The sequence below is a fragment of the Fontimonas sp. FW305-C-3 genome, from assembly GCF_058783185.1.
The window spans coordinates 627,306-645,529 of sequence record NZ_JBYSYK010000004.1; the positions used below are offsets into that span (position 1 = coordinate 627,306).

The window sequence follows — 18,224 nt, forward strand, 5'->3', positions numbered from 1 at the left end:
GGGTAGGTAGCTTACGCCGGCCGGCGCTCGGCGGATGCGCCGATTGTTATGATCCGGCGCATGTCTTCCCCCGCCCATGGCCGCGTCGTCGCCTCGCGTTTCGTGCCGCATCCGCTGCTGCGCGGGCCGCATGCGCAGACGGTGGTCCCGACACTGCTGCGCCCCCTGCCGCCGCTCGACATCCGCATCGAGCGCCTCGAGCTGCCGGATGGCGATTTCGTCGACCTCGGCTGGTGCGGGGCCACCTCCGGCAAGCGCATCGCCGTGCTGGTGCACGGCCTGACCGGCGGCTTCGAGTCGAAGTATTTGCGCGGCACCGCCTTGCAGCTGGGCGTGCGCGGCTGGCGCTGTGTGATGCTGCAGCTGCGCGGCGGCGGCGCGGAGCCGAACCGCCTGCCGCGCATCTATCACCATGGCGACACCGCGGACCTGCGCTACCTGATGCATGAGCTGCAGCGCCGCGAGCCGGATGCAAGGCTTGCCGCGGCCGGCTGGTCGCTCGGCGCCAACGTGTTGCTCAAGTCTCTGGGTGAAGAAGGCGCGAACGCACCGCTGCTGGCCGCTGCTGCAGCCTGTGCGCCGTTCGATCTGAAGCTCTGCGCCGAGAAGCTGCGCAAGGGTTCGGCGCGCATCTACCAAAAGCGCCTGCTTGGCGACCTGCGCGAGATTGCCCGACGCAAGCATGGTGTGGTGCCTGCCGCCAATATCGACATCGAGCAGGTGCTGCGCTCGCAGGACTTCTTCGAGTTCGACGACGCCTGGACCGCGCCGATGAACGATTTCAAGGACGCGCTCGACTATTACTCACGCTGCAGCAGCGGCCAGTACCTGCGCACGATCCAGGTGCCGACGCTGATCGTCAACGCGCGCGACGATCCTTTCATGACGCCGGACATTCTGCCGACCGCCGAGCAGCTGTCGCCGCAGGTGACGCTGGAAGTCGCGCGGCGCGGCGGTCACGTCGGCTTCATCGCAGCCGCTCGCAATGGCGGCCTGCAGTTCTGGCTGGAGCCGCATTTCGCCGAGTATCTCGACAAGACGGTGCCTGCCTGACCCGGATTTCATCCGGGCTACGTTTGGCTGATCCGGCCGACAAACTGTCTGATCTCCGCGGGCGAACGCAGGTGATGCACCGCCTGTGTCGCCGCGGCTGATTGGACATATGCCCGATACTTCGGCGTCAGCCGTCGGTGACAAAGCCACAGCACCTTGTAGCCGCTCAGGGTGCTGCTCAGCATCGGGCTGCCTTCGGGCCAGCCTTCCGGCAGGACGAAAAATCCCTTGAAGAACCGCTTCGTCACCCACCAGAAATGCAGCGCTAGCGGCAGGTCCAGATAGACCAGGGTGTCGGCCGCGGCGAGACGCTGCCAGGTCGTCTGCAGGTCGCCGTAGCCGTCGATCACCCACGTGTCCTGCGTCAGGATCTCCGCGTGCCGCTGCCGGTAGATCTCCGCCGGCACGGCGCCGCCGCCGGGATTCCAGCAGAGCCGATCCAGTGCGAACAGCGGCAAGCGCAGCTCCGCAGCCAGCGCTTTCGCCAGCGTCGATTTGCCGCCGCCGGCATTGCCGAAGACCGCGACCCTTTTCACGCGCTCGATCTCGTCCGAAGCTCAGGCGGCCGCTTCCAGCGCCAGCGGATCGACGACCGGCGTGCGCCAGTGCGCGTACTTGCGCTCGCTGCCTTCCTGGATCTGCTTCAGTGCCTGCGAGACGCGAGCGGCGAGGCCGGTGTCCTTGAACATCAAGTCATGCTCGCCGTCGCCGATCGCGGTGATCTGCGAGACGCGCACGGCGGAACCGGTGCCGAAAGCGCTGCCGAGCGTTCCGGCCAGGCTCGCGTTGCGCAGATCGTCGAGCGAAATCGCGCACTCGCGCACGGTCGTTCCTTCGGCGCGCAGCCACTGCATGACGCTGTCGCGCGTGATGCCCGCGAGGATCGTGCCGTCCAGCGCCGGCGTCAGCACTTCATCGCCGATCTGCACGAACAGGTTCATCGTGCCGGCTTCGCCGAGCTGCGTATGCGTGAAGGCGTCGAGCCAGACCACATCGTCGTAGCCGCGTTCGCGCGCACGCACCAGGCCGGCGAGACCGGCGGCGTAGTTGGCACCGGTCTTCGCCGCGCCGAGTCCACCGGGCGCGGCGCGGATCAGCTCGGGCTCGGCCCACAGGCGCAGGCGCTTGAGCAGCGGATCGCTGCAGGGCGTGACGACGATGCTCAGGCGATGACGCCTGGCCGGACGCAGGCCCAGGCATTCCTCGTCGGCGAACACCGTCGGGCGCAGGTACAGCGAGCCGCGACCGTAGGGCGGGATCAGCGCCGCATGCATCTGCACCGCCAGATCGAACAGCTGTGCGCACAGCGCCGCCGGCGGTGGCGGCATGCCGAGGCGTCGCGCGCTGGCCTGCAGACGGGCGATGTGATCATCGATGCGGAACAGATGCAGGCTGCCGTCCGCCGCGCGATACGCCTTCAGTCCTTCGAACACCGACAGGCCGTACTGCACGGCACCGCCGGCGATCGCTGCCGAGCTGGCGGTGCGCGGCGTCAGGCACGGTGCGCTCCAGCCGGCGCCGTCGAGGTGCTGCGATTCGACGAGGTAGGGGCCGAGGTACTGGCCGAAGCCGAGTGCCTCGGGCTCGGGCCAGTCAGGTGGGCGGCTGGCGAGCAGGTGAGTCGGTAACGCGGTTTCAGTGGAGAGTTGCATGTCGGACTTCCGGTAAAAGTGATTGACGGGTTCAGTGCAGGGTTTCGAGTTCGTTCTGCTGCAGCATCAGCAGGGGCGCGGCCTGCTCGGCGCGCAAGACCGGCGCGCGGATCAGCAGCGGCCCCGGCTGGCGCAATGCCTCGCGCAAGCGCGGCAGCGCCTTGTCGGTGAGGCCGAGATCGAGCGTGGCGATGCCGAACGATTCCGCGATGCCGCACACCGACGGCGGCCGTTCGTACAGAGCGCCGATGGTGCGTCGCTGCAGCAGCACGTCCTGCGGGCGCCGCAGCAGGCCGAGCGCGCTGCTGTCGAGCACGACGATCTTCACGTCGAGCTGCAAATCGGCGAGCGTCGTCAGCTCCTGCAGGCTGATCAGCAGGCTGTTCTCGGTGCAGAACACGACGGCGCGGTTGTCGCCGGACGCCAGCGCGGCGCCGATCCCCGCGGCGATGCCAAAGCCGCTGACGCCGAGATGGCTCGACGCCTGCCAGCGCTGTGCGCGCATGAACGGATAATGCTGCGCGACCCAGTTCTGCGCCTCGCCGGAATCGGCAATCACCGTCGTGTCCGCGCCCATCGCCGCGGCTGTCGCCCGGATCAGCGTCGACGGCTGGCGCAGATCGTCGAAGTCCGCTTCCGGCTCGGCGAGATGCTGCTGCAGCGCGCGGATCTGCGCATGCCAGCGACCGCGCAACTGCGGACGCACGCGTTCGGCCAGCGCGGCAAACGCAGCACCCGCCTCCGAGACAATGCCCAGATCCTCGGCGCCGAGCGCCGCGAGCTCGCGCGCCTCCAGTTCGATGTGCAGGCGCCGCGCATTCGGCGCCAGCCGCCGCGCACTGGCGGTGGCTCGTTCGTCGAAGCGGCAACCGACCGCGATCAGCAGATCGCATTCCTCGACGGCCTTCTGGCTCGCCCGCTTGCCGAGTGCGCCGGACAGGCCCAGCGACAGCGGGTGCCGTTCGGGCAGCGTGCCCAGCGCCGGCAGACTCATCAGCGTCGGCAGATGCGTCTGCTCGAGCAGGCTCAGCGCGGCAGACTGCGCCTGGGTCTGCACGACGCCATCGCCGAGCAGCAGCAGCGGCCGGCGCGCGGCATCGATCATCGCAGCGGCGCGATTGAAGAGCAGGGCGTCGGCGGGTTCCGCCGTCGTGCGGGCGGCCGGCGCCGGCAGTGCCGGCAGGCGGATGCGTTCGACCAGCACGGCCTGCGGCACGTCGATGACGACCGGCCCCTTGCGATCCGACTCGGCGATGCGGAACGCCTCTGGCAGCACGTCGAGCAGATCCTCGACGGCGCGGATCTCGAACTGCGCCTTGCTGATCGAGTCGACCAGATGGCCGGTACGCACGCCGTGCGAGCCATCCGCCTGCGGCAGTTGGGCGCAGATCGCGATCAGCGGCACGCCGTCGGCATTCGCATCGGCGAGCACCGGCAGCAGCTGCGTCAGGCCGGCACCTGCGTTGACGAGGCAGACGCCAGCGCGACCGCTGCGGCGCGCGATGCCCTGCGCAATGAAGCCGGCGCCGGCCTCGTGACGGGCCAGTACATGGATCAGTTTGGAATCGGCGAGCGCGCGATAGAGCGGCAGCAGGGCATTGCCGCCGGCGGCCGTGTGCGCGCCGACGACCTGTGCAAGGCCTTCGCGCTCGAGATGACGGGTGATGAGTTCAGCACCGTTGATGTCCATGCTGCGTTCCTGCGGTTCCTGTTGCGTGGAACCCGCTGGAGCTTTGGACCGGTGGTGTCAGAAACTGAAAACCCCCGCCGGTCTTAGCGCCGGCGGGGGTTTTGTGTACGAAAAGCGTCCCCTACGGCGCGTCGCTTGCGGCGACGTTCCAAATGGCTACATGGACGGCTTTCTGGAAAAGGTTCATTGGGTGTTTCGGCTTCTGAGGCGGGCAGATTAATCGCGCGCCAGATTCGGCGTCAAGCGGAATTGGATCAGCCGTGGCGTATATGCCGTCGAAGATTCACGCAGGAACTCCCTCTCCCCGCGTGCGGAGAGAGGGTTGGGGTGAGGGGCAGGCGGACGCAACAAATCTCATCTGCGAACCCGCCCCTCATCCGCCCTTGCGGGCACCTTCTCCCCGCTCGCAGGGAGAAGGAAACGAACTTGCCTTTTCTAATTTCTAAGCTCACACCGTCAGATGATGACGAACCATGTCGTCGCTGAGCTGGCCGATCTCGCCGCTGGCGACGACGCGGCCCTTGTCGAGGATGCGGAAATCGCTGGCGACACGGCGAGCGAACGGCAGTTTCTGCTCGACGATCAGCACGGTCAGGCCGGTCTCCTGATTGAGCCGGATCAGCAGGTCGCCGATCTCGGCGACGATGTTCGGCTGGATGCCTTCGCAGGGCTCGTCGAGGATCAGCAGGCGCGGCTGCAGCAGCAGGGCGCGGCCGATCGCGAGCTGCTGCTGCTGGCCGCCGGACAGATCGCCGCCGCGCCGCCGCAGCATCTGCTTGAGCACCGGAAAGGTCGTGTAGACGCGTTCCAGCGCATCGCTTGGACGTTCGCGCTTGGCGATCAATCCCGTGCGCAGGTTTTCCTCGACGGTGAGCTGCGAAAAAATTTCGCGCCCCTGTGGCACGAAGCCGATGCCCAGTGCAGCGCGCGCGTCTGCGTTCAGTTTCAGCAGGTTCTGCCCATCGAACAGGATCTCGCCGGCGCTGACCGGCAGCAGGCCCATCACGCAGCGCAGCAAGGTCGACTTGCCCATGCCGTTGCGGCCCATCAGGCAGGTGCGCGAGCCGGTCTCGACCTTGAGGTCGATGTCCCACAGCGTGTGACTGCCGCCGTAGAACTGGTTGAGTTGCCGGATTGCGAGCATCGTTATTCGCCTAGATAGACTTCGATGACTTTCGGATCGTTCTGCACGGTTTCCATCGAGCCTTCGGCGAGCACCGAGCCTTCATGCAGCACGGTGACGGTACGGGCGATCGAACGGACGAAGTCCATGTCATGCTCGACGACGACGACCGAATGCCGGCCGGCGAGAGACACCAGCAGCTCGGCGGTGCGCTCGGTTTCCTGCGGCGTCATGCCGGCGACCGGCTCGTCGACCAGCAGCAGCGTCGGCTCCTGCATCAACAGCATGCCGATCTCCAGCCACTGCTTCTGGCCGTGCGACAGGCTGCCGGCGCGCGCGCCGCGATGTTCGAGCAGGCCGATGATGGTCAGCACTTCGTCGATGCGGTCGCGCTGCTGAGGTGTCAGCTTCGCGAAGAGGATTTTCCAGACCGACTTGTCGCCGGCCATCGCCAGCTCGAGGTTCTCGAAGACGCTGTGTTCCTGGAACACCGTCGGCTTCTGGAACTTGCGGCCGATGCCGGCCTGGGCGATCTCGGGTTCGCTGAGGTCGAGCAGGTTGACGGTCTGGCCGAACCAGGCGGTGCCTTCGTCGGGCCGCGTCTTGCCGGTGATGACGTCCATCATCGTCGTCTTGCCGGCGCCGTTGGGTCCGATGATGCAGCGCAGTTCGCCCTTCTCGATGTACAGGTTCAGGTTGTTGAGCGCACGGAAGCCGTCGAAGCTGACCGTGATGCCTTCCAGATAGAGAATGATGTTGTGCGTCAGGTCCAGCGGCGGCGGCGTCTTGTCACGGAACGGGTTGGACAGCCGCACGCGCTCCAGCATCGAGGGCGAAGCTCTCATGCCGGCGCTCCAGCGATCACGGCCGGCTTGCGTCGCTGGCTCCAGGTCTTGAGGACGCCGACGACACCTTGCGGCAGGAACAGCGTGACGAGCACGAACAGGCCGCCGAGCGCATAGAGCCAGATTTCAGGCAGCGCGCCGGTCAGCACGGTCTTCGCGTAGTTGACGACCATCGCGCCGACGACGGCGCCGTACAGCGTGCCGCGCCCGCCGATCGCCACCCAGACGACGACTTCGATCGAATTGATCGGCGCGAACTCGCCGGGATTGATGATGCCGACCTGCGGCACGTACAGCGCACCGGCGATGCCGGCCAGCACCGCGGAGAACGTGAACAGCCAAAGCTTGTAGTTCTCGACGCGGTAACCGATGAAGCGCGCGCGCGCTTCAGAATCGCGGATCGCCTCGATGACGCGGCCGAGGCGCGAGCGGACGATGTAGCGGCAGACCAGGTAGCCGCCGGCCAGCGCGGCGGCCGAGCAGAGAAAGAGACTGACGCGTGTCGTGCTCGCCTGCAGATCGAAGCCGAGCAGGTCCTTGAAATCGGTCAGGCCGTTGTTGCCGCCAAAGCCCATCTCGTTGCGGAAGAAGGCCAGCAGCAGTGCATAGGTCAGCGCCTGCGTGATGATCGACAGATAGACGCCGGTGACGCGCGAGCGAAAGGCGAACCAGCCGAAGATGTACGCGAGGATGCCCGGCGCCAGCACGACCATCAGCATCGCGAACCAGAACATGTCCATGCCGTGCCAGAACCACGGCAGTTCCTTCCAGTCGAGGAACACCATGAAGTCGGGCAGCAGCGGATCGCCGTAGACGCCGCGCGTGCCGATCTGGCGCATCAGGTACATGCCCATCGCGTAGCCGCCGAGCGCGAAGAACGCGGTGTGGCCGAGGCTGAGGATGCCGCAATAGCCCCAGATCAGATCGACCGCGACTGCGAGCAGTGCGTAGCACAGGTATTTGCCGAGCAGCGTCACCGTCAGTGTCGACAAATGCAGCGGCGAGCCTTCCGGCACGGCCAGATGCAGGATCGGCACCAGCACCGAGACGGCCAGCAGCACGGTCAGGAAAGTGTTGCCGCCGCGGTCGTCGCGCAACAGGGTCAAGCGCATTTCAATGGCCCTCCGCGGCACGGCCTTTCTGCGGGAACAGGCCACGCGGCTTGCGCTGGATGAAGAGGATCAGCGCGACGAGGACCAGGATCTTGGCGAGCACGGCGCCGGCGTAGGGTTCGAGCAGCTTGTTGACGACGCCGAGCGTCATGCCGCTGATCAGCGTGCCCCACAGATTGCCGACGCCACCGAAGACGACGACCATGAACGAATCGATGATGTAGGCCTGGCCGAGATTGGGGCCGACGTTGGTCAGCTGCGACAGTGCGACCCCGGCGACCCCGGCGATGCCGGCGCCCAGGCCGAAGGTGGCGGCGTCGATCCATTCCGAACGAATGCCCATCGCCCGCGACATTGCGCGGTTCTGCGACACGGCGCGGATCTTCAGGCCCAGCGACGTGCGGCGCAGCACCAGCTGCAGCAGGAAGAACACCAGCAGCGCGAACACGACGATGTACAGGCGGTTGTAGGTCAGGCTCAGCGCATCGTTGATGTAGAGCTGGCCGCTCATGAACTCCGGCGTCGCGACCGAGCGGTTCAGCGGCGAGAAGATCGAGCGCACCAGCTGCTGCAGGATCAGCGACAGGCCGAAGGTCGCGAGCAGGGTTTCCAGCGGCCGGCCATAGAGATGACGGACGATGCCGCGCTCGATCGCGACGCCGAAGGCGCCGGAGACCAGGAAGGCGGCCGGGATCGAGATCGCCATCGACAGGCCGATGTGATTCGGCAGCAGGAGTTGAATGCAGTAGGTCGTGTAGGCGCCGATCATCATCAGCTCGCCGTGCGCCATGTTGATGACGCCCATGACGCCGAAGGTGATCGCCAGGCCGATCGCCGACAGCACCAGCACCGAGCCGAGGCTGAGGCCGAAGAACAGCGTCTCGACGCTGCCGTAGACGCCGCGCCAGTTGTCGATGCTGCGCATCACCGCGAGGGCGGCGCTGCGGATGTCGGCTTCGGTTTCCTGCTCCGACAGATCGCGCAGCGCGTTGTAGGCCTCGTCGCTGAGCTGGCCGTCGAGCGCGATGACCGCGGCGCGACGGACTGCCGCGTCGGCGGACGCCAGGTCGGCAATCGCCAGCCCCATGTCGATCTGCTTGCGTACGCGGGTCGAGTCCTCGACCGTCGCGCGCGCACGCAGCGCGACGATCGTCGGCTCGTCCAGCTCGCGCAGCATCTCGCGCACGGCCTTGACGCGGACATCGACGTCGTCGCTGCTCAGATCGAGTTGGGCAATCGCGCCCTTGAGCACCTTGCGCAGGCGGTTGTTGGTGCCGATCTTCTTCAGGTCGCTGTCGGCGGCCGGCGCCAGCGCGCTGCCGTCGAGCGGGCTGACCAGCTGGAGCCGCGCCGGGTCGCTGTCGTTGGCGACGATCACGCACTGGCCGTCGGCCTTGCGCGCATAGAGTTTGTTGTCGAGCAGCGCAGCCAGCACGGCGCGGCTGCCTGGATGGCCCGAGGCCATGATCTGCGCGACGGCGGCTTCCTTGTCGCTGAAGCTGGCCTCGGGCAGCGCGGCGATGATCGCGGCGAAGTCGCCCGGTGCCGGCGATTCTGCGATGACCGGCTCGGCGGCGGCCTCCTGCGCCTGGGCCGGGCCAAAGCCCAGCAGCGCCAGAGTCAGCACCGCAAGCCAGCGGGTGCGCGGCCGGGTCGTGCGCGTGATGGGAATGGCGATGGCGTTCACGGTCGGTGAGCTGGAGAGGAGCAAGACGTTTTGATCAGTTGCAAACGCAAACATCGTGCCGGCAACTGAGCGAAGCATCCTTGTGATGCGCGAAACGGAAACCCTGAGAAGGGGGTGACGTCGCTTTGTGGGCCGCTGCGACGTCACCCAGTCACCGTTCTCAGAGGTGATCGTTCCGGCGGCGGGGGGCTTAGATCCGCCGCCGGTCAGAGGGCTTCAGATCAGAAGTTCTGACCCGAGCACTTCTTGGTCTTGGTGTTGTAGTTGCCGCACTTGAGCTTGACCCAATCGGCTTCGATGTCCTTCGAGCCGTCGAGGTAGTCGCTCCAGGCGTCGCCGGCCACTTCACCCTTGGTCTGCCAGACCACGTCGAGCTGCGCGTCGTCGCGGATTTCGCCGATGAACACCGGCTTGGTCAGGTGGTGGTTCGGCAGCATCTCGGCGGTGCCGCCGGTGAGGTTCGGCGTCTTCAGACCGATGATCGCGTCGCTGACCTTGGCGACGTCCGTGGTCTTGGCCTTCTCGACGGCCTTGGCCCACAGGTTGAAGCCGATCAGCGTCGCTTCCATCGGATCGTTGAAGGTGCGCTTGTCGTCCTTGATGAACTTGTGCCAGGTGCTGATCGCCGCCTTGTTCTCCGGCGTGTCGATGCTCATGAAGTAGTTCCAGGCGGCGAGGTGGCCGACCAGCGGCTTGGTGTCGAGGCCCGCGAGTTCTTCTTCACCGACCGAGAACGCGACGACCGGGATGTCTTCGGCCGAGATCTTCTGGTTGCCGAGTTCCTTGTAGAACGGCACGTTGGCATCGCCGTTGATCGTCGAGACGACGGCGGTCTTCTTGCCGGCGGCGCCGAACTTCTTGATGTCGGAGACGATCGACTGCCAGTCGGAATGACCGAACGGCGTGTAGTTGACCATGATGTCTTCAGCCTTGACGCCCTTGGCCTTCAGATAGGCTTCGAGAATCTTGTTGGTCGTGCGCGGATAGACATAGTCGGTACCGGCGAGCACCCAGCGCTTCACACCGATGTCCTTCATCAGGTAGTCGACGGCCGGGATCGCCTGCTGGTTCGGCGAGGCGCCGGTGTAGAACACGTTCTTCGACGACTCTTCGCCTTCGTACTGCACCGGGTAGAACAGCAGGCCGTTGAGTTCTTCAAAGACCGGCAGCACCGACTTGCGCGAGACCGAGGTCCAGCAGCCGAACACGACGTCGACCTTTTCCTTGGCGAGCAGTTCGCGCGCCTTCTCGGCGAACAGCGGCCAGTTCGAAGCCGGATCGACCACGACCGCTTCGAGCTTCTTGCCGAGCAGGCCGCCTTTCTTGTTCTGCTCGTCGATCATCATCAGGACGGTGTCCTTCAGCGTGGTCTCGGAGATTGCCATCGTGCCGGACAGCGAGTGCAGCACGCCGACCTTGATCGTATCTGCGGCCTGCGCCGCGAAGCTGGCGGCGCCGAGCGCGACGGCCGTCAGTAGGGTTTTGAGTTTCATGACAGGTTGTCCTTGTTGAGGTCTGGATGAAGCGCCAGCCGATGCGGTCTGGCGCTTGCGATGACGTCGGAGCGCTCGGATCAGAACGTGAACAGCGCTTCGAGCGCTAACGTGTCCGAGTCGCCGTTGGTGTCGGAACTGTCCATCCGGTACTCGGCCACGAGCAGCAGGTTGCCGCCGACCTTGTAGCTGGGCGACAGCGTGATGACGCTGGCGTCGTCGGTGACGGCGCCGGCGGCGTCTTCGATCTCAAAGTCGTGATAGCGGACCGTGAAGCCGAAGGGGCCGGTGGCGTAGTTCGCCATCAGCAGGAAGCCATCGCCCTCACCGGCGTCGCCGTAATCGGCGGTGTTGTATTCACCCGCGAAGGTGAAGCCGGCGGCCGCGTAGGACGCCCAGGCGTTGATGATGTCGGTGTCTGTGTCCTCATCCGAGATGAAGAAGGCTTTCGCGGTCAGACCTTCGACTGGCATCAGCGCCAGGCCGAGTTCGTAACCCATCTTGTCGTCGACGCCGTCGAGGCTGTTGCGGTCGTTCGGATTGAAGGCGCTGGTGACGGCAGAGCCCATGACAGCAAACTTGCTGCCGCTGTAGTTGGCCGACACGCCGTTCTGGTAGTAGCCGTAGAAATACTTGGCATAGCCGGTGCCGCTGTACTGGAACAGGCCGGTCGGCTCTTCGGTTTCCCAGCCGCTGTAGCTCAGGAAGCGACCGACCTTGACGCTGAACTCCTTGGTGAATGCCTTGGTGACGAAAGCCTGCTCGACGAAGGTTTCGTCGTCGCTGCCGTCAAAGCCTTCGCCGTACTCGATGTCGACCTGGGCCGAAACCCCGTCCGAACCGGCATATTTGAAGTCGGTCTCGAACTGGTCGATGCCGATGCTTTCCGTGCTCGAGCCGCCATCGGGCTTGAACGACGAATACGACATGTCGAGAAAACCGGTGATGCTGATGCCGTTGCCCAGCTCGATATCGGCGTGAGCGACCGGCATGACCCCTGCCGCGCCAACAGCCATCAGCGCCGATGCCCAGCGCGTTACCTGGTTGATCTTGTTCATACCCCTGGACATTTCCCTGCACTCCTGTTCGGTTGAGCGGATCGGCCGAGCACCGTTGTCGGCCTTTGCGCTTTGGTGCGAATGCCTCGCCAGGGTCGGCGGCATCGTTCTTGCTTGGCCTACCCCGTGTGCCCCGTTTTGCAGCATCGCCCCATTGCCAGAACAGGCTAGGCGGCGGCCCGGACCGCCGGTATGGGGTAATTGGCGTAGGGGGGTGGGGTATTTGACGTAGATGCAAAGTCGGGGCACCCCGGCATCATTCGCCGTGCGTGGCGAGGACGACTAGAACTAAGGACATGCGCCGAACGGATTCGACAACTGGCACCAGCCCCGCGGCAGCCCGCCGGGCCGCGTCGTGACGGTCGCCGTGGATGTCGTCCCCGTGCCGCCGGCGCGCAGCCGCCAGCGCATCGTCCGCGAGCGCCGGCAGTACAACAAATGGGTCGCGAGCCAGACGCTCGAGGACTACGCGCTGCGCTACACCGCCGAGAAGGCGCGCAAGTATTCGTCGTTCCGCGTCGCCAACACCGCGTTTGGTGCGATCTCCTTCCTCGCCTGCGAGGCGATCGGCGCGACGCTGACACTGGCGTATGGGTTTGCCAACGCCGCGACCGCGATCGCGCTGGTCTGCGCGCTGATGTTCTTCATCGGCCTGCCGATCGCCCGCTACGCCGCGCGCTTCGGCCTCGACATCGACCTGCTGACCCGCGGCGCCGGCTTCGGCTACATGGGCTCGACGATCACGTCGCTGATCTACGCCTCGTTCACGTTCCTGCTGCTGGCGATCGAGGCCAGCATCATGTCCGGCGCGCTGCACCTGCTGTTCGGCATTCCGCTGTGGCTTGGCCACATCATCAGCGCGCTGCTGGTGATCCCGATTGCGATCTACGGCATCCGCATGATCAGCCGCGTGCAGTTGGCGACGCAGCCGGTGTGGCTGATCCTGCAGTTCGCGCCGTTCGTGTTCCTGCTGATGTCGGGCGACCAGGAGATGGCGGGCTGGACGCATTTCGCCGGCCGCGAAGGCGCCGCCGACGGCAGCCTCGATCCCATGCATTTCGCGATCTGCGCGTCGACCCTGCTGTCGCTGCTGCCGCAGATCGGCGAGCAGGCCGACTACCTGCGCTTCATGCCGGAGGCCGCGAAGATCGGCCGCTGGCGCTGGTGGACCGCGCTGCTGACGACGGGTCCGGGCTGGGTCGTCATGGGCGGCATCAAGCTGCTCGCCGGGTCCTTCCTCGCGTACTTCGCGCTTAACCACGGCCTCAGCGAGCGCAGCGCGGCCGAGCCGGCGGAGATGTTCTTCGTCGTGTTCCGCGAAATGATCGGCTCGCCGATCGTCGCGCTGGTGCTGACCGGCGTGTTCGTCATCACCTGCCAGCTCAAGATCAACGTCACCAACGCCTATGCCGGTTCGATCGCCTGGTCGAACTTCTTCTCGCGCCTGACCCACGCGCATCCGGGCCGCGTCGTCTGGCTGGTGTTCAACGTGCTGCTCGCGCTGCTGCTGATGGAAGTCGGCATCCTGCGCGTCATCGAGACGGTGCTGGTTCTGTACGCCAACTTCGCGGTCGCCTGGATCGGCGCCCTGACCGCGGATCTGGTCATCAACAAGCGGGTCGGCTGGTCGCCGGCCCACATCGAGTTCAAGCGCGCGCATCTGTACGACATCAATCCGGTCGGCGTCGGCGCGATGGCGCTGTCGATCGTCGTGTCCACCGCGGCCTTCGTCGGCGCGCTCGGGCCGATGGCACAGGCGCTGTCGCCGTTCGTCGGACTCGTCGTCGCCTTCGTGACGGCGCCGCTGATCGCCTGGCTGACACAGGGACGCTATTACATTGCACGCCGCGACGATGGCCTTCCGGGGCGCGCCGAACAGTTCTGCTCGATCTGCGAGAACAGCTTCGAGCGCAACGACATGGCGATGTGCCCGGCCTACAACGGACCGATCTGTTCGCTGTGCTGCACGCTCGACGCGCGCTGCCATGACGTCTGCAAGACCGACAGCCGCTTCACCGAGCAGGTCACCCAGCTGCTCGCGCGCTTCCTGCCGCAGCGCTGGCTCAGCGGCAAGTACAGCGGCACCGGCCAGTTCGTCGGCACCTTCCTGCTGTTCAACCTGGTCATCGGCTTCCTGCTCGGCTTCATCTACCTGCAGTACATCGCCGCGTCGCCGGATCTGGCCGAGGTGGTCGGCAACACACTGATGATCGTGTACTTCACGCTGCTCGTCGTCACCGGCGTGGCCGCCTGGCTGCTGGTGCTGGCGCAGCACAGCCGCCTCGCTGCCGAACAGGAAACCCAGCATCAGACGACGATGCTGATGGACGAGATCGAGGCACACGAAAAGACCGACGCCGCGCTGCAGAAGGCCAAGGAGCTGGCCGAGAGCGCCAACGAGGCGAAGAGCCGCTACATCGTCGGCATGAGCCACGAGATCCGCTCGCCGCTGAATGCGATCCTCGGCTACGCGCAGCTGCTGGAACGTGGGACTGCAAGGCCGGAGAGTGCGATCCAGGTCATCCGCCGCAGCGCCGGCCACCTGTCGAACCTCGTCGACGGGCTGCTGGATATCTCCAAGATCGAAAGCGGTGTGCTGCGCCTGTCGCGCGACAAGGTGCCGTTCGCCGAATTCCTCGACCAGATGGCCGACATGTTCCGCATGCAGGCCTCGGCCAAGGGCATCGAGTTCCGCTATGCGCGGCCGGAGACCTTGCCGGCTGCGGTCAACGCGGACCAGAAGCGCCTGCGGCAGATTCTCATCAACCTGCTGTCGAACGCGATCAAGTACACCCGCGACGGCCATGTCGGGCTGACGGTGCGCTATCCGTCGAGCCAGGTCGCCGAGTTCGAGATCAGCGACAGTGGCATCGGCATCCGCGCCGAGGATCTCGACAGCGTCTTCAAACCCTTCGAGCGCGGCAGCATGCCCGGCATCCAGGCGGTGCCCGGCGTTGGTCTCGGCCTGACGATCACCAAGGTCCTCGTGCAGATCATGGGCGGTGAAATCTCGGTGCGCAGCACGCCGCGGCAGGGCAGTCTGTTCGCGGTGCGGCTGTACCTGTCGGAGGCTTCGGCCGACAGCGTGCCCGCCGAACGGCGCCGCATCGTCGGCTATCTCGGTCCGCGCGTGACGGTGCTGATGGCGGACGACGATCCGGCGCATCGCGGCCTGATGGAAGGCATCCTGCGGCCGCTGGGCATCAACCTGTTTGCCGCCAGCGATGGCCTCGGCGGGCTCGAACTCGCCAGCGAGTGCAATCCGCATCTGGTCATGCTCGACATCGCGATGCCGGGCATGAGCGGCTGGCAGGTTGCCGAGGCGCTGCGCGCGCTCGAAGCGCCGCAGCCGAAGATCATGATGGTGTCGGCCAATGCCCACGACTACAGCCCCGGCGGCGACGGCAATTCGGTGCACGACGCATTCCTGGTCAAGCCGATCGATGTCGATGCCTTGCTCGAACGCGTCGGCAGCTTGCTCGGCCTGCGCTGGGTCTACGAGGGCGACGAGCCGCTGCGCGAGCCGCTGGTTGCGCTGAGCGCCGATGAAAGGCCGCCATCGTCGGCGCGGCAGTTCGTCGACGAACTGGTCCAGCTCGGCCGCATCGGCCATGTGCGCGGCATCGAGGCCAAGCTGAAGGAAATGGAATCGAAGGTGCCGGAGAGCCACGCGTTCGCGCAGCGCCTGCTGAGCCTGGTCGCCGGCTTCGACATGAAGGGCTACGCGCATCTGCTCGACAGCGTGCGCGAGGAGGTCGGTCGCGATGCATGATCCGGCCAACAAGCGGCGCGACATCGTGCTGGTCGTCGACGACACGCCCGGCAACCTGAGTTTCCTGACCGACACGCTCGACCAGGCCGGCGTCACCGTGCTCGTCGCGACCGACGGCATGAGCGCGCTCGCGCTGGTCGACCAGATCACGCCGGACCTGATCCTGATGGACGCGATGATGCCGGGCATCGACGGCTTCGAGACCTGCCGCCGTCTCAAGCAGGACAAGCAGCTGACGCATGTGCCGGTGATCTTCATGACCGGCCTGTCGGAGAGCTGGCACGTCGTCAAAGGCCTTGAGGTCGGTGGCGTCGACTACGTCACCAAGCCGATCGTCGTCGACGAACTGCTGGCGCGCATCCGCGTGCATCTAGCCAATGCGCGTCTGGCCCACGGCACGCGCGCCGCGCTGGATGCGACCGGCCGCTACCTGCTGTCGACCGACCAGCTCGGCGAGCTGCAGTGGTGCACGCCGCGCGCCGCGCAGCTGCTGTCGGAGCTGTTCGCCGGCGCCGAGGGCGAGGGCCATCACCTGCCGCCGGATGTCATCGAGCGTCTGCGCCAGTTGCGCCAGCAAGGCGCGGACTCGCAGGACAGCGCTTTCATCGAAGTCGATGGCCGGCGGCTGGAGTTCTCGTACGTCGGCACCACCAGCCCGTCGGAATTCCTGTTCCGCCTCGCCGACGTCAGTCCCGGCCGCGAGGAGCGCACGCTGCAGGACGCGCTGTCGCTGACCGGCCGCGAAGCCGACGTACTGGTGTGGATCAGCCGCGGCAAGGCCAATCGCGAGATCAGCGAAATCCTCGGCATCAGCCATCGCACCGTCAACAAGCATCTCGAACAGGTCTTCGAGAAGCTCGGCGTCGAAAACCGCGCCGCCGCAGCCGCGCGCGCCGTTCGTATTCTCAATCAATGAAACATCCGAAGGAGATCACCGTCGTGAACACCGCACGCCGACTGCTGAATGGACTTCTCGTCATCGCTGCCTGCAGCGTTCCGCTCGTTGCCGAAGCGCACCCCGGCCACGCCGGCCTCGCGCTGCGCGATGGCTTCCTGCATCCCTGGCTGGGCTGGGATCATCTGCTGGCAATGCTCGCCGTCGGTTTGTGGGCGCGGCAGCTGCAGCGCGCATCCGGCGCCAGGTTGCTGCAGACGCTGCAGCTGCCGGCGCTGTTCGTCGCCGCGGTTGCTTGCGGCGCGCTCGCGGGGCAACAGATGGGCGGCAGCGGTCTGGTCGAAGCGCTGATCGCCAGCTCGCTGATCGGTCTCGGCGCCTTGCTCGCCGTTGCCGGAAACGTGCCGCGCGGCATCGCAGCGGCACTCACGTTGCCGATGGGGCTCGTGCACGGCTGGGCACACGGCGCGGAGATGGCGGCCGATGCACCGATGCTGCCGTTCTTCGCCGGTTTCCTGCTCGCCACCGCGATGCTGCACCTGTGCGGCATCGGTCTCGCCGCGCTGGCACTGAATCGCGGCGCCGGACTGCTGATCCGCGCGAGCGGCCTCGGCTTCGCAGCCATTGGCTGCGGCCTGCTCTCCGGAGGCTGAGCGCGACATGTCCAGCGCCGCCGCCAATCCTGTCGTGATCGTCGGCGTGCCGTATGCGCAGAGACGCGCATGGCAGGCACGCATCCATCTGCAGGTCGATGAGCAGGACGGCCGCAGCCGCCTGCGCGACTGCGAACACTTCGGCCCGCTGCGCGTGCAGAAGGTGCTCTACCCGCAAGGCGAGCACGCCGCGCAACTGCTGCTGCTGCATCCGCCGGGCGGCATCGCCGGCGGCGATCATCTGGATATCCAGCTCAGCGTGGACATCAATGCGCATGCACTGCTGACCACGCCGGGCGCCGGCAAGTGGTACAAGTCCGGCGGCGCCATCGCCCGCCAGGATGTCGTGCTCAATGCCGCTGCCGGCGCCGCGCTGGAATGGCTGCCGCAGGAAACCATCGTCTTCGACGATGCCGTTGCCGAGCAGACGCTGACGCTGAACTGCAGCGGCGATGCGCGCAGCTGCGGCTGGGACATCGTCGTCCTCGGCCGCCAGGCGCGGCGCGAGCGGTTTGCCAACGGCCGCTGGTTGCAGCGCATCGAGATCCGGCGCGACGACAAACTGCTGTGGATGGAGCGCAGCCGTATCCAGGGCGACGACGAACTGCTGCAGTCGGTCGTCGGCTGGAACCAGCGCCACGTCAGCGGCCTGATGTGGGCGATCGGCTTCACGCCGGACGAGGCGCTGATCGACGAGTGCCGTGACGTCGCGAAGGACAGCGATGTCGTGCTCGGCGTCACCGCACTGCCCGAAGGACCGATGCTGATCCGTGCGCTCGGCACCAGCGCCGAGCAGGTGCGCGGCGTGCTGACCCGCATCTGGACGCTGCTGCGGCCGCCGCTGATCGGCCTGCCGGCGCTGCCCCCGAGAATCTGGAGCACCTGATGGAACTAACCCCACGCGAGAAGGACAAGCTGCTGATCTTCACCGCCGGCCTGCTTGCCGAACGGCGCCGCGCGCGCGGCCTGAAGCTCAACTATCCGGAGGCGATTGCGCTGATCTCGGCCGACATCATGGAAGGCGCGCGTGACGGCCGCTCGGTCGCCGAGCTGATGCGCCACGGTCGCACCTTGCTCAAGCGCGAGGACGTCATGGACGGCGTCGCCGAGATGATTCCGGACATCCAGATCGAAGCGACGTTTCCGGACGGCACCAAGCTGGTGACGATCCACGATCCGATTGTGTGAGGA

General features: G+C 66.2%; 15 protein-coding genes. 6 read left to right on the forward strand and 9 right to left on the reverse strand.

Translation table 11 applies throughout. The annotated features are described in order from the left end of the window. Window positions 1-60: 60 nt before the first annotated feature. Window positions 61-1,053 carry a hydrolase gene (locus AC3WUF_RS18235; RefSeq protein WP_492428234.1) on the forward strand — a complete coding sequence of 331 codons (993 nt, stop codon included), beginning with the start codon at window positions 61-63 and terminating at the stop codon, window positions 1,051-1,053. Window positions 1,054-1,070: 17 nt separating this feature from the next. Here the strand turns inward: AC3WUF_RS18235 and AC3WUF_RS18240 are convergent, their stop codons facing one another. The 9 genes from AC3WUF_RS18240 to AC3WUF_RS18280 all read right to left on the reverse strand — a co-directional run bounded on the left by AC3WUF_RS18240 (window position 1,071) and on the right by AC3WUF_RS18280 (window position 11,725). Next, window positions 1,071-1,589 (reverse strand): P-loop NTPase family protein, encoded by a 519-nt coding sequence (locus AC3WUF_RS18240; protein WP_492428236.1) that lies wholly within the window; start codon window positions 1,587-1,589, stop codon window positions 1,071-1,073. 21 nt (window positions 1,590-1,610) lie between these two features. Continuing rightward, window positions 1,611-2,705 (reverse strand): aminotransferase class IV, encoded by a 1,095-nt coding sequence (locus tag AC3WUF_RS18245; protein ID WP_492428238.1) that lies wholly within the window; start codon window positions 2,703-2,705, stop codon window positions 1,611-1,613. 31 nt (window positions 2,706-2,736) lie between these two features. Next, window positions 2,737-4,395 (reverse strand): thiamine pyrophosphate-dependent enzyme, encoded by a 1,659-nt coding sequence (locus tag AC3WUF_RS18250; RefSeq protein WP_492428240.1) that lies wholly within the window; start codon window positions 4,393-4,395, stop codon window positions 2,737-2,739. Window positions 4,396-4,843: 448 nt separating this feature from the next. Then, a complete protein-coding gene (urtE, locus tag AC3WUF_RS18255) occupies window positions 4,844-5,539 on the reverse strand; it encodes an urea ABC transporter ATP-binding subunit UrtE (protein WP_492428242.1) in 696 nt (231 codons plus the stop codon). Between the two features lie 2 nt (window positions 5,540-5,541). Next, complete coding sequence (urtD, locus tag AC3WUF_RS18260; protein WP_492428442.1) at window positions 5,542-6,345, reverse strand: urea ABC transporter ATP-binding protein UrtD; 804 nt, start codon at window positions 6,343-6,345, stop codon at window positions 5,542-5,544. A 14-nt stretch (window positions 6,346-6,359) separates the two neighbouring features. Continuing rightward, window positions 6,360-7,475, reverse strand: a complete 1,116-nt coding sequence (urtC, locus tag AC3WUF_RS18265; RefSeq protein WP_492428244.1) for an urea ABC transporter permease subunit UrtC — start codon at window positions 7,473-7,475, stop codon at window positions 6,360-6,362. A 1-nt stretch (window position 7,476) separates the two neighbouring features. Further along, entirely contained in the window at window positions 7,477-9,153 is a 1,677-nt protein-coding gene (gene urtB / locus AC3WUF_RS18270) for an urea ABC transporter permease subunit UrtB (RefSeq protein ID WP_492428444.1), read from the reverse strand. A 230-nt stretch (window positions 9,154-9,383) separates the two neighbouring features. Then, window positions 9,384-10,655, reverse strand: coding sequence for an urea ABC transporter substrate-binding protein (urtA, locus tag AC3WUF_RS18275; RefSeq protein ID WP_492428246.1), 1,272 nt, complete (start codon window positions 10,653-10,655; stop codon window positions 9,384-9,386). 80 nt (window positions 10,656-10,735) lie between these two features. Beyond that, entirely contained in the window at window positions 10,736-11,725 is a 990-nt protein-coding gene (locus AC3WUF_RS18280) for a porin (RefSeq protein ID WP_492428248.1), read from the reverse strand. Between the two features lie 343 nt (window positions 11,726-12,068). Here AC3WUF_RS18280 and AC3WUF_RS18285 point away from each other — a divergent pair, with 343 nt between their 5' ends. The 5 genes from AC3WUF_RS18285 to ureA are packed head-to-tail and all read left to right on the forward strand — an operon-like array spanning window position 12,069 to window position 18,221. Continuing rightward, entirely contained in the window at window positions 12,069-15,485 is a 3,417-nt protein-coding gene (locus AC3WUF_RS18285; protein WP_492428250.1) for a hybrid sensor histidine kinase/response regulator, read from the forward strand. Beyond that, window positions 15,478-16,401, forward strand: coding sequence for a response regulator (locus AC3WUF_RS18290; protein WP_492428252.1), 924 nt, complete (start codon window positions 15,478-15,480; stop codon window positions 16,399-16,401). Before AC3WUF_RS18285 ends, AC3WUF_RS18290 begins: the two co-directional genes overlap by 8 nt. Then, a complete protein-coding gene (locus AC3WUF_RS18295) occupies window positions 16,398-17,033 on the forward strand; it encodes a HupE/UreJ family protein (protein ID WP_492428254.1) in 636 nt (211 codons plus the stop codon). The genes AC3WUF_RS18290 and AC3WUF_RS18295 overlap by 4 nt, the downstream gene beginning before the upstream one ends. 7 nt (window positions 17,034-17,040) lie before the next feature. Continuing rightward, complete coding sequence (locus tag AC3WUF_RS18300) at window positions 17,041-17,919, forward strand: urease accessory protein UreD (protein ID WP_492428256.1); 879 nt, start codon at window positions 17,041-17,043, stop codon at window positions 17,917-17,919. Next, window positions 17,919-18,221 (forward strand): urease subunit gamma, encoded by a 303-nt coding sequence (gene ureA / locus AC3WUF_RS18305; RefSeq protein ID WP_117288719.1) that lies wholly within the window; start codon window positions 17,919-17,921, stop codon window positions 18,219-18,221. The genes AC3WUF_RS18300 and ureA overlap by 1 nt, the downstream gene beginning before the upstream one ends. Window positions 18,222-18,224 lie beyond the last annotated feature (3 nt).

Coding starts and splice junctions, on each gene's coding strand:
- AC3WUF_RS18300 (WP_492428256.1), top strand. CDS start 17,041: ATGTCCAGCGCCGCCGCCAATCCTGTCGTGATCGTCGGCGTGCCGTAT.
- AC3WUF_RS18250 (WP_492428240.1), bottom strand. CDS start 4,395: ATGGACATCAACGGTGCTGAACTCATCACCCGTCATCTCGAGCGCGAA.
- ureA (WP_117288719.1), top strand. CDS start 17,919: ATGGAACTAACCCCACGCGAGAAGGACAAGCTGCTGATCTTCACCGCC.
- AC3WUF_RS18235 (WP_492428234.1), top strand. CDS start 61: ATGTCTTCCCCCGCCCATGGCCGCGTCGTCGCCTCGCGTTTCGTGCCG.
- urtC (WP_492428244.1), bottom strand. CDS start 7,475: ATGCGCTTGACCCTGTTGCGCGACGACCGCGGCGGCAACACTTTCCTG.
- AC3WUF_RS18290 (WP_492428252.1), top strand. CDS start 15,478: ATGCATGATCCGGCCAACAAGCGGCGCGACATCGTGCTGGTCGTCGAC.
- AC3WUF_RS18280 (WP_492428248.1), bottom strand. CDS start 11,725: ATGTCCAGGGGTATGAACAAGATCAACCAGGTAACGCGCTGGGCATCG.
- urtA (WP_492428246.1), bottom strand. CDS start 10,655: ATGAAACTCAAAACCCTACTGACGGCCGTCGCGCTCGGCGCCGCCAGC.
- AC3WUF_RS18245 (WP_492428238.1), bottom strand. CDS start 2,705: ATGCAACTCTCCACTGAAACCGCGTTACCGACTCACCTGCTCGCCAGC.
- urtE (WP_492428242.1), bottom strand. CDS start 5,539: ATGCTCGCAATCCGGCAACTCAACCAGTTCTACGGCGGCAGTCACACG.
- AC3WUF_RS18295 (WP_492428254.1), top strand. CDS start 16,398: ATGAAACATCCGAAGGAGATCACCGTCGTGAACACCGCACGCCGACTG.
- urtD (WP_492428442.1), bottom strand. CDS start 6,345: ATGCTGGAGCGCGTGCGGCTGTCCAACCCGTTCCGTGACAAGACGCCG.